This window comes from Xanthomonas sp. 1678, assembly GCF_031455575.1.
Lineage (GTDB): Bacteria > Pseudomonadota > Gammaproteobacteria > Xanthomonadales > Xanthomonadaceae > Xanthomonas_A.
In genome coordinates this window covers 208,328-223,514 of sequence record NZ_JAVDSZ010000004.1, presented here as the reverse complement: position 1 = coordinate 223,514, position 15,187 = coordinate 208,328, and the positions used below count along the sequence as shown (strand labels likewise).

Sequence of the window (15,187 nt, the reverse complement as noted above, 5' to 3'; positions counted from 1 at the left end):
GGCGGTCAGTGCCCGGACTGGACGGACTTGCGGCGGCGCCGGACCTGGGTCACGCGCGCGGCCAGCAGCATGAACACGATCACCCCGACCAGCACCAGCAGCCACACCATGTGCTGCTGCCACAGCGGCTGCGGGTCGGCCTGCTCGGCCAGCTGCGCGCCGGTCGGATCCTGGCCGTCGAAGTCCTGCACCAGACCGCGCGCATCCAGCAACGCGAGGTTGCCGCGGATCAGCCGGAACGGCGCGTCGATCTGCGGCCCCTGCGCGCCCAATTCGCGGTAGATCACCCCGGTGTTGGCGCCGCTGCCGACCACTTCCACCAGTGCCGCGCGGTCGAGCCCGGCCACGTCCAGCAGCACCTTGTCGCCCGGGCCGGACACCACCAGCTTGCCGTCGCGCAGCGCACCGCTCTGCGCCAGGCCCTGCGGGGCCAGCACGAAGCTGAGGTAGGCGCCGTTCGGCGCGATCGCCGTCTTCGCATCGCCGAGCTTGAGCGTGGCGGTCGTCGGCGAGGCGCCGGTCGCGCTGGCGAGGTGGATCACCTTGGCCAGCGTCGCCGGCGCATCCTGCAGCCAGTTCGTGGGCACGAACACGTCGTGCGGGCCGGCCAGCTGCGCGGCCGCGCCGACGAAATCGCCGCCGAGGCTGCGGTCGGCCAGGCGGATGTGGCTGCTGGGCAGCACCGACACCGGATAGCCGGTGGCCGGATCGTGGCAGTACGGGCGAGCCGGCTGGCGCAGGAAGCTGATCCGCACCTGGTTGCGCGCGGCCAGTGCGTAGCCCGGCACCTTGGCGACCAGGCGCTGCGGCTTGCCGTCGCTGTTGAGCACCTTGGCGCCCACCAGGTAGTCGTTGAAGAAGATCGAGGCGACCGCGCCCTGCCCGGCCGGATTCGGCGCGGCGGACACGTCGATCACCACCTCGCTGGGCAGGCGTCCATCGCTGGACAGCGCGCCCAGGTCGAAGCTGGCGGTGCGATCGCCGCGCGCGACGATGTCCAGGGTCCCGGACATGCTGCCGAGCCGGTTGAGCAGCACCACGCCCTTGTCGGCCGGCGGCTGCAGCGCCTCGCCGACCCGCAGCGAGCGGCCCAGCGCATAGGCGCGCCACTGCTCGGTCAGCAGGCCGGCGACCTTGGCGCCGGCACCGGTGGCGACCAGCAGGGTCGGCCGTCCGCCGACCAGGGCGACCTGCACCGAGGCCTTGTCGGCCGCCTGCTCGAACCCGGCCATGTCGGCCTTGCGCCATGCGGCGAACGCACCGGCCGCGTCCGGCGACGCCGCGCCGACCTCGCTGGCCAGCGCATCCAGCGCGACGCGCACGCCGGCGCGCAGCGGATCGCTCAGCACCGCCACGTCCACCGCCAGCGGACCGGCGTCGCCCAGCGACAGCAGCGCGCCAACTTCGGCCAGGCTGCCGATGCGGTGGGTGGCGCTGCCATCGGCCAGCGCCGCGTAGGCGGGAATGCCGGCCAGGCTGGCCGGGATCGCCAGCCCGCGCAGGTCCACGGTCGTGCCCACGGCCGGCAGCGCGACCACATCCACGCGCTTGCCGCCGTTCTCCAGCGCGGTGCCCACGCGCCACGCGGCGTCGTAGCTTTCCACGCTGGTGGCGCGGCCATCGACCAGCAACCGCACCTTGGCCGGCAGCGCGCCCCAGGCCTTGGCCACGGTGTCGATCGCGCGGCCGTCGAAGCGGTAGCTGAAGCGCGAATCCGGCGACAGCCGCAGCACGTTGGCCGGCGCGCTCTGGTCGGCGCACTCGTATTCGGAAACCACCGACCACCAGCCCACGCCGAAGCGCACGAAGCCGCTGGGGCGGGCGAACCCGTCGATGCCGATCAGCTGGCTGGCGTCGCCCTGCGCATCGGTGATCGACCGCGCCGACACCGGGTCGCCGTCGATCGACAGCAGGCTGGAGGTGCGTCCGGTATGCCCGCGCAGGTAGCGCGCATCGACCTGCAACTGCGCATCGCGGGTGGGCACGCCGGCCGGCACCGGCAGGTAGATCTCGCGCTGGCTTTCCTGGCCGCTGAGCACCAGCGGCTGGGCGAAGCCGAGCTCGCGCAGCGTCATCGAGCGCTGCACGGTGGTGTCGCCGGCCCACTCGCCGAACTGGCCGGCGACGGAGTCGGCGGCGGCAGCGGGGTTCAGCGGCGCCAGCAGGACCAAGGCCAGCGGCACTACCTTGGGAAAGCGTGCGGTACGACGTCGGGTCTGGGTCATGGCATCGATTCTGAAAGAGGGAAGTTGGAAACCGCCGCGGCACGGCCGGGGACGCATGGGTCGAACGGGTCGAACGGCAGGCCGCGCAATGCGGCCACGATCCGCGCCGATGCGCGGCCATCGCCATACGGGCTGGCGTCGGGGAGGAACTGCGCGGGCCGCACCGGCTGCTCGCAGGCGGCAGCGACCGCGGCCACGATCCGCGCCGGATCGGTGCCGACCAGGGTGACCACGCCGGCCTGGACCGCTTCCGGGCGCTCGGTGACATCGCGCATCACCAGCACCGGCCGGCCCAGCGCCGGCGCTTCTTCCTGCACCCCGCCGGAATCGGTCAGCACCACGTGCGCGCGCTGCATCAGGCGCACGAAGGCGAGGTAGTCCTGCGGCGCGATCAGGTGCACGTTGTCCAGGCCGCCCAGCTGCGCGTGGACCGGGCCCTGCACGTTCGGATTCAGGTGCACCGGGTAGACAATCTGCAGGTCGCGGCGCCGCGCCAGTTCCGCCAGCGCCTGGCAGATGTTGGCGAAGCCGTCGCCGAAGCTCTCGCGGCGGTGCCCGGTGACCAGCAGCAGCTTGCGCTCCGGCGCCAGGAACGGGAATTGCGCATCGACCGCACCGCGCAGCGCGGCATCCTGCTCGAGCCGGCCGACGGTCTGTTGCAGCGCATCGATCACGGTGTTGCCGGTGACGCTGATGCGGCCGGACAGGTTTTCCTGCTGCAGGTTGCCGCGCGCGCTGTCGGTGGGCGCGAACAGGTGGTCGGCGACCACGTCGATCACCCGCCGGTTCATCTCTTCCGGCCAGGGCTGCTGCAGATTGCCGGTGCGCAGGCCCGCTTCGACGTGGCCGACCGGGATGCGCCGGTGGAAGGCGGCCAGCGCCGCGGTCATGGCGGTACTGGTATCGCCGTGCACCAGCACGCGGTCCGGCTGCACCTGCGCGTACAGGGCGTCGAGCTTGTCGAACAGCCGCGAACACAAACCATTCAGGGTCTGGTTCGCTACCATGACGTCTAGATCGTGGTCCGGCCGGATCGCGAACAGCGACAGCACCTGGTCCAGCATCGCCCGATGCTGGCCGGTGATGCAGACCAGGGAGTCGATGCCCGGCGCGGCGTGCAGCGCACGGACCAGCGGCCCCATCTTGATGGCTTCAGGGCGCGTACCAAAAACGGAAAGAACCTTCACCAACCCGCTCCATGTGGTATCAATAGCGTGATGCTCGTCACACTATAGCCCGTCAGGCGGGGGCGCGCCACCGGTGCGGCCTCGCGCAGGTTCCATGGGCGTTCGCTGCAGGTGCTTCCCGGGGCCAATCTTTCGTGGTTTTTCGACGGTTTTCACGGGAGAAGCCGCCACTTGCTCATCCCGACCGGCTGGGATGACGCCGTCGTAGACAGATGCGTTAGCGGCCGGAGCGCATCCTGGCCGGGAGCGACGCCCGCCAAACGCGGCGGGGTTTTTCGAAGCGTCGGATGCGCGCCAAGCACCCCCTGCCTGGCTCCTTGCATCGTCTAAAGCCGCACTGCGCACGCCATCGCATGTGCGGCGGCCTGACCATAACCGATCGCCATGGCCAACTTTCGAAGTCCTTGCACCCACGCATACCGACGTGGCGGCACTTTCGAAGCGCCGGGCGCGCGAGCAATCCCGACCTGGCTGCTTGCATCGTCGAGAGCAGCACTGCGCGCGCCGTCGCAAGATCGGGCCGACCTTCCAAGTCCTTGCACCCGCATATGCCCAGGAGCACGTGGTCCGTGCTTATGCGCTGGACGGCAGGCGCATGCACCCTGTCCAGGTGAATCAGGCGAGCGGCGCTACAACTCGTAGGACAGCACGTCCTCGAAGCCGAACTTGCCGAAGTCGCGAATCCGCGACGGGTACAGCCGGCCGATCAGGTGATCGTGCTCGTGCTGCACCACCCGCGCATGGAAGCCCTCGGCCTCGCACACCACCGCGGCGCCGTCCGGGTCCATGCCGCGGTAGCGGATATGGCGATAGCGCGGGATCACCGCACGCAGCCCGGGGATGGACAGGCAGCCCTCCCAGCCATCCTCCAGTTCGTCGGACAGCGGCTCGATCTGCACGTTGGCCAGCGCAGTGCGCGGTACCGGCGGCGCGTCCGGATAGCGCGCATTGCTGTCGAAGCCGAACACCATCAGCTGCAGGTCCACCGCGATCTGCGGCGCGGCCAGGCCGACCCCGCGCGCGGCATCCATGGTCTCGAACATGTCGGCGACCAGCGCACGCAACTCCGCGCTGCCGAAAGTGTCGACCGGCTGCGCGATGCGCAGCAGGCGCGGGTCGCCCATACGGATGATGTCGCGGATCATGGCCTGCTCCTGTCGCCGATGCGGCCGATTATCCGCCGACCTGCGCCTCCCTGCAGCCTTGGCGGCGCGCGCGAACAACAGCGAGCGCTTCATTGCCGATGCAGTCGGGGCTGAAGCCCCTCCCACAGTGCACCCAGCCGGCCATCCGCAAAGCCCACTGTAGGAGCGACTTCAGCCGCGACGAACGAAGCAGTGGGCCTGACGGCGATGGATGGTGTCGGGGCTGAAGCCCCTCCTACAGTGCACCCAGCCAGCCATCCGCAAGCCCACTGTGGGAGCGACTTCAGTCGCGACGAACGAAGCCGACCACGCCGGCACAGCCTCGGTGCCGAAGCCGCTCCCTCAGCATCTCCCGACAACCGAACGCCGGCGCCTCGCCCTACTCCCCCGCATACGGCGAGGCCAGCACCTGCGGGCGGCGGCCGAGGCCGGCGCCGAGGCGGTCGAGCACGAAGCGTACGTAGATGTTGGTGCTGAACTGGTTGTAGTCGCGGGCGTTGTTGAAGATCAGCCGCCCGCCCAGGAACAGCTGCGGCGCCAATTGCCATTCGGCCGCGCCGGCGAGGTTGTAGGACACGCCGGTCTTGCTCTGCCCGGCGTAGACCGGCGCGGTGTAGGTGTCGACCAGGCCCAGCAGCGCGGCCAGCGAGGCGGCGTCGTAGGCGGCCTGCTGCATCTGCGCGCTGGTCGGGAAGTAGGCGCTGTCGTCGCTGCGGAAATGCTGCACGCCGACGCTGGCGTCCACGCTCCAGTTGACCTTGCGCCCGGACGAGCGCCCGCTCCAGTGCACCGGGAACCCGAGGTCGACGTAGTCCTGCGGGCTGAAGTAGCCGCCCTGGCCGTAGGTGTAGCCGCTCAGGTTCTTGTCGTACTGCATCGCGGTCAGGTTGAGGCCGGCGGTCAGCGACTGGTTCTCGGTCTCCAGCGCGTGCACGTATACGCCCAGGTCCACCTGGCGGTGGTCGTTGTCGGCGACGTTGTGGCCGACCAGGCGATCGGCGGTCAGGTTGGCGTAGCCGCCGAGCAGGCCGTTGTCGAGCGTGGCCGACAGGCGCACGCCGTTGCTGGTCACGCCGCCCCAGCTGAGCCCGGCGCGGCCGTCGTCGACGCCGGCGAAGGACAGCAGGCTGTCGCTGACCGCGCGCCGGAACACCTGGCCTGAGTAGGTCAGGTTCTCGCCGATCTGCCCGCGATAACCCGCGCCGCCGACGATGCGCTGCTCGGGGAAGCCGATCGGGGTGCTGCCGAGGTCGGCGGCGAAACCGCCGTGCTTGTACTTCACCGCCACGCCGACGCCGCTGGCGTCCTGGTCCAGCCGGCGCGCGCCGGCGCCGTTGGCGGCCATCGTGTACAGCGCCTGGCTGAAGCCGGCCGGGGTCAGGCTGGCCGCGGTGGTGTTGGCGGCCAGCGCCTGGAAGCGCGCCACGTCGGCCGCGCTCAGGTCGGCGCTGCGCGAGGCATCGCCGAGGATGGCGCTGGCCAGGGTGCTGATCGACACGTCCGCGGCGACGTTGCCGAGCAAGAATGCCGACAGCGGCTCGGCATACAGCGCCTGCAGCGCCGCGGCCTCGCGCTGCGCATTGGTCAAGGTGGCGTCGGTGTCGTTGTACAGCTCGTTGTACAGGCCGGTGTTCACCGCGTAGGTGCGCAGCGCGTTGCGGGTGGCGTTGCTGTCGCCTTCGGTGAGCAGCAGCTGGTACAGATCGCTTCCGATCAGCTCGTCGATCGGGGTGCGGTCGGCGGCCAGTGCATCGCCCATCGCCGCGGTGGGGCCGGCGCCGAAACGGCTGGCGGTGGAATAGGCGGTGTCGAGCGTGCCGGCATCGAGCAGGGTCGGGGTGACATCGACGCTGAGCTTGCCTTCGCCGACCGCGAACTCGCCGTGCAGCGGCACTTCCAGATCGTTCAACTTGCCCAGCCCGGCCTCGCCGTCGCGCGCCCGGTAGAGGGCGCCGGCAGCTAGGCTGTCGCTGTTCTCCGACTGCACTTCGCGCAGTTCGTCGAGCACGGTGCCGGTGCGCGCCGGGCTGGCCAGCGCCTGCGCCTGGCGCGCGCTGCCGGTGGTGGCGACGCGGTCGTCGGGATAGTAGGACGGTGCCACGCTGGCAGCCACAGGCGCGCGCTGGCCCGGCACCGGCAGCGCCGCCAGCTGCACGCCGACGGTGGCGCTGGCGCTGGCGCTGGCCGGCGGCGGCAGGTCGTCGCCGCCGCTGGCGTAAGTCGCGCCGGCCGCGGCCGGCAGCGCCGGGAGTGCGACCTGGCCGGCCGCGGCATAGGCCGGCGCCGGATAGCCGCCGCCGAGGCTGTCGGAAACCACCGCCGGGCTGCGCGGCATGCGCCCGCTCATGCCGGCGAACGGGTTCAGCGGGCGCCCGGCGCCGGCGAAGGAGGCCGGGCCGTTGGCGGCCGGCAGACCGTTGTCGTGCTGGCCGGCCTCGCGCGCCTGCGCCGCCAGCGCGGCGCGGAAATAGCTTTCGGCCTTGCGGCTCTTGCCGGCGCTGCGGTACACGCGGCCGGCCGCGCTCAGCACCGCCGGCGAATCCGGCGCCTGCGCCAGCGCGCGCTGCAGATAATCCTCGGCGCTGTCCAGGTCGCGCAGCGCGGCGGCGGTGTTGGCCGCGGCGATCAGCGTGTCCAGGTCGTTGGGCGATTGCTGCAACTGCTGCTGGTACAGCACCAGCGCCTGGCGCTGGTCGCCGGCGCCGGCGTACAGCCGCGCCAGCGCGGCCACCGCCTTCGGATCCTGGTTCTGCTGCGCCAGCAGCGGCGCCAGCGCGTCGTAGGCCGCTTCCAGGTTGCCCAGCTCGCGCAGGGCATCCACCTGGCGCAGCGTGTAGCCGCTGCGCAGGGACTGGTAGCGGCGCTGCTGCTCGGCGCTCATGTCGGTGTCGCGCAACTGGCGCAGCGTGGCCGCCAGCTCGGCGTCCTGCTGCGCGCGCAGCAGCACGCTGGCGTACTGCAGCCGCGCCTCGGTGTTCGGGTTCTGCGCGACCAGGCGTTGCGCCAGGGTCAGCGCGCGCTGGTTGCTGCCGATGTCGGCGTAGGCGCCGGCCATCGACGCCAGCAGCGCCGGCTGTTCCAGCGCGCCGCCGAGCGCGGCCTCGGTGCGCGCCAGCAGCAGCTGCGCCTCGCCGGCGCGGCCCTGCTGTTGCAGCAGCCGCGCCTGCGCGGCCTGCTGCTCGACCCAGGCGGTGTTGCGCAGCGCGCTCATTTCCGCGGTGCGCGCCGCTGTCGGAATGCGTTCCAGGCTGGCGTAGGCGCTGGCCCAGTCGCCGCGTTCCTGCGCCAGCAGCGCGTTGGCGTACAGCGCCTCGGGCATGTCGCCGTGCACCGCGAGCAGGCCGTCCATCACGCTGCGCGCCTGGTCCGGGCGCCCGGCCTGCTGGTACAGCCGCGCCAGGTCCAAGCGCACCCACGGATCGCCGGGGCGCTCGACCATCGCCGCTTCCAGTTCGCTCTGCGCGGTGACCGTGTCGCCGGCTTCCAGCGCCTGCTTGGCGCGCGCGCGCTGCACGTTGGAGCGCAGCGCGGCTTCGCCGCCGGCCTTTTCGCGCTGCGCCGGGCTGAGCCTGGCGAACAGCGCGCTGGCCTCGTCGGCGCGGCCCTGGCGGCTGTACAGGCCGATCAGGCCCTGCAGCGCGCCGGCATCGTCGGCGCTCAGCGCCAGCGCCTGACGGTAGCTGCGTTCGGCGGCGGCGGCATCGGTGGCTGCCTGCAGGTCGCCGAGCAGCACGTGGCCGGTGGCTTCGTTGGGCTGCAGCTTCAGCGCCTGCTGGGCCAGGCGCAGGGCCTCGTCGCTGTCGCCGCGGCCGCGTGCGGCCTGCGCCTGCTGCAACTGCAGCCAATAGCGCGCGCTGTCCAGCGCCGAACGCCATTTGCCGTTGCCGGCCGCGGCCGGACGCAGCAGTTCCTGCGCCTCGCCGAAGCGCTGCTGGCGCAGGCGGATCGAGCCCAGGCCGCCGAGCGCGTCGGCATCGCGCGGACGCGCGCGCAGCACCTGGGTGAAGCGTTGTTCGGCCACGCCGAGATTGCCGGCGTTGAGCGCCTTGAACGCTTCGCCGAGCTGTTCGCCGGCCGGGTCGGCGGCCTGCGCGGTGCGCTGCTGGCGCAGTTGCGCGGCCTTGTTGGCCACCTCGGCATCGTTCGGATTGGCCGCCAGGAACGCCTGATACAGCGGCGCGTCGGCGCTGCCGGCATTGAGCCACAGCAGCGCCTGGCGCCAGGCGGCACGCGCCGGGCCGCCGACGTCGGCACGCTTGCTCATCGTGCCGAGCTGGGCGATGCCTTCGCGCCGGGTCGGTTCGCGGTAGGTCAGCACCTGCGCCAGCGCCAGCGCCGCGGCGCCGCTGTTGGGCTGCGCGGCGGCCAGCCGGCGCAGGCCGTCGCGGGCGCCTTCCCAGCCCTGCGGGGTGCCGGCCAGGGCCTGGTAGTACTCCAGCGCCAGGTGCTCCGGCGGTGCCTTGCCGGCGAACAGCGCCTGGTACTCGCGCACCGCCTCCACGTAGCGTCCGGCCGCGGCGGCGCGGCGCGCGTTGCGCAGATTGGCGCTGTCGCCGGTGCCGCCGATCGCCTGGCTCAGGCGCTGCGTCTGCGGTGCCTGCGGGTGCGCCTTCTGCAACTGCTGCAGGCGCTTGCGCGCCTCGCCCTGGCGGCCTTGCGCCAGGTCGATCTGGGCCAGGCCGAGCAGCGCGTCGGGCTGGTTCGGGTCGACCCGCAGCAGCTTGCGCCAGGTGTCGGCGGCGAGGTCGTCGCGGCCCTGGTCGTGCCAGTAGTTGCCCTGGCTGACCAGTTGCTGGGTGGCGTTGCCGGTCTGCGCGTGCGCGCTGCCGGCGAGCAGGCACAGGTCGATCATGCCGGCCAGATACAGAGGCTTGAGGTTCATGCGGAACATTGGGTTCTCCAGGCGGGCTGCAGCAGGCCGTCTGCGGAAAAGCGATAGCGGTTGTCGAGCCAGCCGCGTCCGAACAGGACCAGCACCCGATCGTAATAGGGAAGCTTGGCCGCGGCGGCATCGCCGGGCGCGGGAATCTGTTGCGCCTGCGCCTTCAGCAGCGCCGGCTGGCGCAGCGCGCTCAGATACGGCAGCAGCGCGGCGGCGAAGCCGGCGGGCGCGGCGCCGCTGCCCACGCCCAGGCGGGTGTCGATCTTTTCGCTGAAGTGGCCCTGCGCCTGCAACTGCTGCAACGGACCGGACAGGTCCTCGAGCAGCGCCTTGCGCAACGGTTCGCCGGCATCGAGCATGCCGGCCCACAGGTACACGCGGATCGCGTCGTAGCTGCCCAGCGCGCCCTTGTCCGGATCGACCGCGAACGCGCGGCCGTCCCAGGCGATCCAGTCCGGGACGAAACCGACCGGCGCGCTGTCGCGCAGCAGGCGCGCGCTGCGCTGCGCCAGTCCGGCCCACGGCCCCTTCGGATCGGCGGCGGCGAAGCGGCGCAGCAGCTGGATCGGCAGGTAGCTGGGATTGAGCGTCCAGCGCTGCGGCTTGACGAAGCCCTGCACCGCCGGCAGCAACATGCCGCCGAAGCCGGGCAACTCGACCAGTTCGTGGCGCCGCACCAGCGCCAGCATCTGCATGCCGGCCTGGGTGTAGCCGGGGCGTTTCCACAGCCGACCCGCTTCCAGCAGCGCGTAGGCGATCCACAGGTCGGCATCGCTGGCGGTGTTGTCGTCGAGCACGCGCCAGCTGCCGTCGCCGGCGCGGCCCCACAGCCAGGCCGGCAACACCTGCTGCGGACGGCCGCCGCTGAGGTTGTGCCTGGTCCAGCCGAGCAGCCGGTCGAACAGCACCTGGTCGTTGGCCACCAGCGCGAAGAACAGCGCGTAGGACTGGCCTTCGGAGGTGCTGCGCTGGTCGGCATTGCTGAAATCGATCACCCGCCCGCCGTCGTCGATGTGCTTGGCGACGAAGCCGGTCCACTCGCGCCACGGCGTGCAGGCCGCCGCGGCCACGGCCGGCGCCGGCGGCAGCAGCGCGGCAGCGCCCGCGGCGAGCACGCCGCCAAGTAGATGGCGGCGCTGTCGCGCGTGCGGGGTCATTGCCCGTCCCGCAACCGTTGCGCCGAGTGCCGGCGCAGCACCACGCGCGCGGCCAGCGCCAGCAGCAGGCTCAGCACCACCACCGCCAGCCCGAGCAGCAGCGGATGCTGCGAGAAGTACCAGCGCGCCCAAGTCGGCGGCGGCAGGTGGCCGACGTAGTAGGCCTGGTTGCCGGCCAGGCTGCGGATCTTGCCCTGCTGCAACAGCACCACGCTGCCCTGGAAGTCCTTCAGCGTGGCCGGCTCGAACCAGGCCTCGAACAACTGGCCGACGCTGGCCGGATCCTCGGCCAGCAGCGCGACCACGCTGCGCCCGGGCTTGAGCGGCGATTCGAAGCCCATCAGCACCACGTCGCCCGGCGCCGGCTTCACCGCCACGTCGGCGGTGGTCGGCAGGTCGGTGCGGCGCGCGTCGAAGGACAGGAAGCCGGGCAGCTTGTCCATCACCCAGTCGCTCATCGAGAAGCGCCGGCCGTTGGCGCCGTCGCCGATCGGCAGGTGCGCGCTCCAGCGCTGGAACAGCGGCTGCGAGCGCGAGGAACCGAATACCAGCAGATCGCTGTCGGCGTGCTGGTCCACCTCGCCGGCATGGATCAGCGTGGCGCGCAGCGCCGGATAGCCAGTGGAGGCGCCGAGCTTGCCGAGCAGGGTCAGCAGGTTGGAGGCGTCCTGGTCGCTGGCCTCGTCCGGCACCACGATGGTGGATTCGGACAGGTCGGCCAGGCGCGTGAACGGATAGCCGGCATTGCCGAACGCAGCCAGGTTCGGCATCGCCATGTAGTGGTGGAACGAACTCAGGTCCACGCTCGAATCGGCGTCGATCGCGCCCGACACGTCGGGGAAGGTGTTCTTGCACGCCTCGGCCTGCGGCCTGTCGAAGAAGAAGTGGAAGCGCAGCTGGCTGTTGGCCGAGAACGGGCCGGTCGGCAGCAGCAGCTTCTGTTCCACCGGCATCGCGCCCTTGGCCTTGAGGTCGTGCCACCACTGCAGCGGCAGCGATTCGGCGTACGGGCGCCCGCTCAGCGGCAGCGTGGTGACGAAGGCGTCGTTGATGCTGACGTTGAGCGCGGACTTGTTCAGCGCATCCGGCACCGTGTAGCGGTAACGCAGCTTGACCGGAATGCCGTCGCGCTGCCACACGAACAGGTCCGGCGGCAGCTGCAGGCCGACCCGGATCAGGTCCGGGTGATAACCGGTGACGTTGAGCTGCGAGGTCTGCGCCACCAGGTCGGCGAAGCGCACCGGGCCGTCGCTGGAAATCCAGTTCGGCGCATCGTAGGGCTTGCGCGGCTGCGCCTGCTTGAGTTCGCCGATCCTGGCCACGGCGCCGTTGAACGGCGTGCCCAGGGCCAGCGCGGTGGCCGCCTGCTGCAGGTCGGCGTCGTTGCGGCCGAGCACCAGCAGCAGCTTGCCGGCCGCATCGCGCGGGTTGGTCACCACCGCCAGGGTCGGGCCGGCGATCTCGCCCAGGCCGTTCTCGGCGGTGGCCAGCTCCGCCGGCAACGTGTTCTGGGTGGCGAACAGCACCGCGTTGCCGCTGCTCGGCACGTCGCCGATGGAGACGTTGAACACCGCGCCGCGGTAGCCGGCCTGCGCGCCGAACCACGAGGACACGATGCCGGCGCTGCGCAGCGTGGCCAGGTCCGGGCGCTGCGGGAACACGAACGGCAATTCCAGGCGGCGCGTGTCGCGCTTGTCGTAGAACGGCACCGGCAGCAGCGCCAGGTCGTTGGCCAGCACCAGCGGCGTGGTGCTCAGCGACAGCCGCGTGGCCGGGTCGATGTTCGCCCACAGGCTGGTGTGGTCGGGGTCCTCGCATTCGCGCGTGTAGTGCCCGATCAGTTGCAGGTTGAGCTGGTTGTAGTCGCTGACCAGGCGCGGATCGATCGGCACGTCGGTCTGCTGCAGCTTGCCGGCGTTCTCGCGGGTCACCGGCAGGGTCGCCACGGTGACGCCGTTGACGGTGACCTTCAGGTGCGACAGCTCCGGCAGCAGCGCCGGCGAGTAGCTGTAGCTCAGGTGCAGCGTCGCCGCCTCGACCACCTCGTCGGTGCGCGTGCTGAACGCCACGCCGGCGCTGCCCTGGATGCCGCGCAGGGTGACCTCGTAGTCCATGCCGAGCTGTTTCAGCGTCGCCGAACGCTCCTGCACACCCAGCGCCGGCGTGGCCGGCACCGGCGCGGCGCCAGTATTGGGCGCTGCCGGCGCGGTGGCCGGAAGCGTCGGCTCCTGCGCCAGCGCCAGGCCGGACAGGATGGTGAGGCAGCACGCGGCCAGGGCAGGTAGACGCATCGAGGGCAACCGGAAGAAAGAGGAAGGAAACGACGGGCGGAGGCGACTCACGGCGCGGATTCCTCGCCGGCCGGACGCGCCGGGCGGAAGCCGCCGCGCACGCTCTCGCCGATGTGCTGGCCCAGGCGCTTGAAGCCGCGCATGCTCGCCGCGAACACCTGGCCCATCGACTTCCAGAAGTTGTCGCGGTCGTGGCGGCCCCACTGCGACACCCAGATGTCGGCACGGGCGAAGGTGCAGGCGACCAGCCAGCGCTCCTGCTCGATCGACATGCTGCGGAACTGCACGCTGATGTGCCCGTCGCGGTCGTGGCGCACGATCGCCGGCAGGCGCTTTTCGGTATTGCGGTGCGACAGGCCCACGTCGACCAGCGTGTCCGGTTCCACCGGCGCCGCCTCGGCCTGCTTCAGCGCCATGCCGCCGGTGGAGAAGTTGACGGTGCGGCAGGCCAGTTCCTGGCCGTCGGGCAGGTACAGCGTGGCCGGGATGTCCAGCGGCACGCGGTGCGAGCGGCGCACTTGGCGCATCTCGCTGGCGGTGGCGATGGTGGCGCCGAGCAGCAGCACGTTGTAGACGGTCCAGACCAGGTTGAACCAGATCGTCTGCGCTTCGCCGGTGGCATCGGTGTAGAACAGGCGCATCGCCCCGGCGGCCAGGCCGGCCAGGTTCAGCACCAGCAGGAACAGGTAGGGCTTGGCGATCTGTCGGTCGAAATAGCTGCGCGTGACCAGGCCGCCCTTGGGGGTGACGTTGAACTTGCCGAGCTTGGGATTGAACAGCGCCACCAGCGTCGGGCGCAGGATGTACCAGGCCAGCGTGGTCTCGTAGACCTCGTTCCACAGCAGGTGGCGGAACTTGCCCTGGGTGCGCAGGTTGGTCAGGTTGGCCTGCATGATGTGCGGCAGCGCGTAGGCCAGGATCATCAGCGCCGAGGCGTGGATCACGTGCGCGCCGAAGAACAGGAAGGCCAGCGGCGCGGTCAGGTAGATGATCCGCGGCAGCCCGTAGAAGAAATGCAGCATCGCGTTGGCGTAGCACAGCCGCTGCGACAGGCGCAGACCCTTGCCGAACAGCGGATTGTCCAGCCGCGCGATCTGCGCCATGCCGCGCGCCCAGCGGATGCGCTGGGCGACGTGGCCGGACAGGCTCTCCGTCGCCAGCCCCGCGGCCTGCGGCACGGTGATGTAGGCGCTGCGGTAGCCGCGCCGGTGCAGCTTCAGCGCGGTGTGCGCGTCCTCGGTCACCGTTTCCACCGCCACCCCGCCCACTTCCTCCAGCGGTTTGCGCTTGATCACCGCGCACGAGCCGCAGAAGAAGGTGGCGTCCCACTGGTCGTTGCCGTCCTGCAGCAGGCCGTAGAACAGCTCGCCCTCGTTGGGCACCTTGCCGTGGTTGCCGAGGTTGCGCTCGAACGGGTCGGCGGAGAAGAAGTAGTGCGGCATCTGCACCACCGCCAGCATGCGGTCGCGCAGGAACCAGCCCATCGCCACCTGCAGGAACGAGCGGGTCGGGATGTGGTCGCAGTCGAAGATCGCCACGTACTCGCCGCTGGACTTCTTCAGCGCGGCGTTGATGTTGCCGGCCTTGGCGTGGAAGTTGTTGGTGCGGGTGAGGTAGTGGATGCCGGCCTGTGCGCAGAACGCGCGGAACTCCTCGCGGCGGCCGTCGTCGAGCAGATAGATGTTGAGCTTGTCCGCCGGCCAGTCCATCACGCTGGCGGCCAGGATGGTGGAGCGCACCACCGACAGCGGCTCGTTGTAGGTGGGAATGAACAGGTCCACCGTCGGCCATTCGTTCTGGTCGGCGGGCAGCGGCACCGGGCGCCGGTTCAGCGGCCACAGCACCTGGAAATAGCCCAGCACCAGGATCGTGAACGCATACACCTCGGCCAGCAGCAGGCCCAGGCCGAGGCTGAGGTCGACCGCGCTGCTCACGCCCATGGTCTGGGTGATGCGCCACCAGATGTAGCGCGAGGACACCGCCAGCGACAGCGACATCATCACCAGCACCGCCAGCCGGCTGCCGCTGCGGCGCAACAGCATCGCCGCGATGAACACCACCAGCGAGAACAGCAGCTGTTGCGGCACGTCCATCGGAATGGCGACCACGAACACCAACAACAAGGCGCCCAGCGCCCACAGCGACCAGGTGGCCAGCGTGTGCATGGGTTGACCGGCACGCGATGCGGACGCAGCGCTCATCAGCGATTCCTAGCGAGGAGGGGCGAAGCGGCGCGCGTTCTCCCCTCCGCGCGACACATGACAACGATACGCGGCGCCAGCGGCGCGCGCACGCATGCG

The 15,187-nt window shown here is 71.0% G+C and carries 7 protein-coding genes; all 7 read right to left on the bottom strand.

All coding sequences use genetic code 11. From position 1 onward, the window contains the following. Positions 1-5: 5 nt before the first annotated feature. Entirely contained in the window at positions 6-2,225 is a 2,220-nt protein-coding gene (locus tag J2Y70_RS10140) for a hypothetical protein (protein ID WP_309916772.1), read from the bottom strand. Then, the gene (gene wecB / locus J2Y70_RS10135; protein WP_309916769.1) at positions 2,222-3,412 is read right to left on the bottom strand and encodes a non-hydrolyzing UDP-N-acetylglucosamine 2-epimerase; all 1,191 of its coding nucleotides are present in this window, start codon (positions 3,410-3,412) and stop codon (positions 2,222-2,224) included. The genes J2Y70_RS10140 and wecB overlap by 4 nt, the downstream gene beginning before the upstream one ends. 629 nt (positions 3,413-4,041) lie before the next feature. Beyond that, complete coding sequence (def, locus tag J2Y70_RS10130) at positions 4,042-4,557, bottom strand: peptide deformylase (protein WP_309916766.1); 516 nt, start codon at positions 4,555-4,557, stop codon at positions 4,042-4,044. Positions 4,558-4,936: 379 nt separating this feature from the next. Further along, the gene (locus J2Y70_RS10125) at positions 4,937-9,448 is read right to left on the bottom strand and encodes a cellulose synthase subunit BcsC-related outer membrane protein (RefSeq protein WP_309916763.1); all 4,512 of its coding nucleotides are present in this window, start codon (positions 9,446-9,448) and stop codon (positions 4,937-4,939) included. Further along, complete coding sequence (gene bcsZ / locus J2Y70_RS10120) at positions 9,436-10,596, bottom strand: cellulose synthase complex periplasmic endoglucanase BcsZ (RefSeq protein ID WP_309916761.1); 1,161 nt, start codon at positions 10,594-10,596, stop codon at positions 9,436-9,438. Before bcsZ ends, J2Y70_RS10125 begins: the two co-directional genes overlap by 13 nt. Next, positions 10,593-12,887 (bottom strand): cellulose biosynthesis cyclic di-GMP-binding regulatory protein BcsB, encoded by a 2,295-nt coding sequence (gene bcsB, locus J2Y70_RS10115; protein WP_309916758.1) that lies wholly within the window; start codon positions 12,885-12,887, stop codon positions 10,593-10,595. Before bcsB ends, bcsZ begins: the two co-directional genes overlap by 4 nt. Positions 12,888-12,934: 47 nt before the next feature. Continuing rightward, positions 12,935-15,088: a UDP-forming cellulose synthase catalytic subunit gene (bcsA, locus tag J2Y70_RS10110; RefSeq protein WP_309916755.1), complete on the bottom strand. Its 2,154-nt coding sequence runs from the start codon at positions 15,086-15,088 to the stop codon at positions 12,935-12,937. Positions 15,089-15,187: the final 99 nt, after the last annotated feature.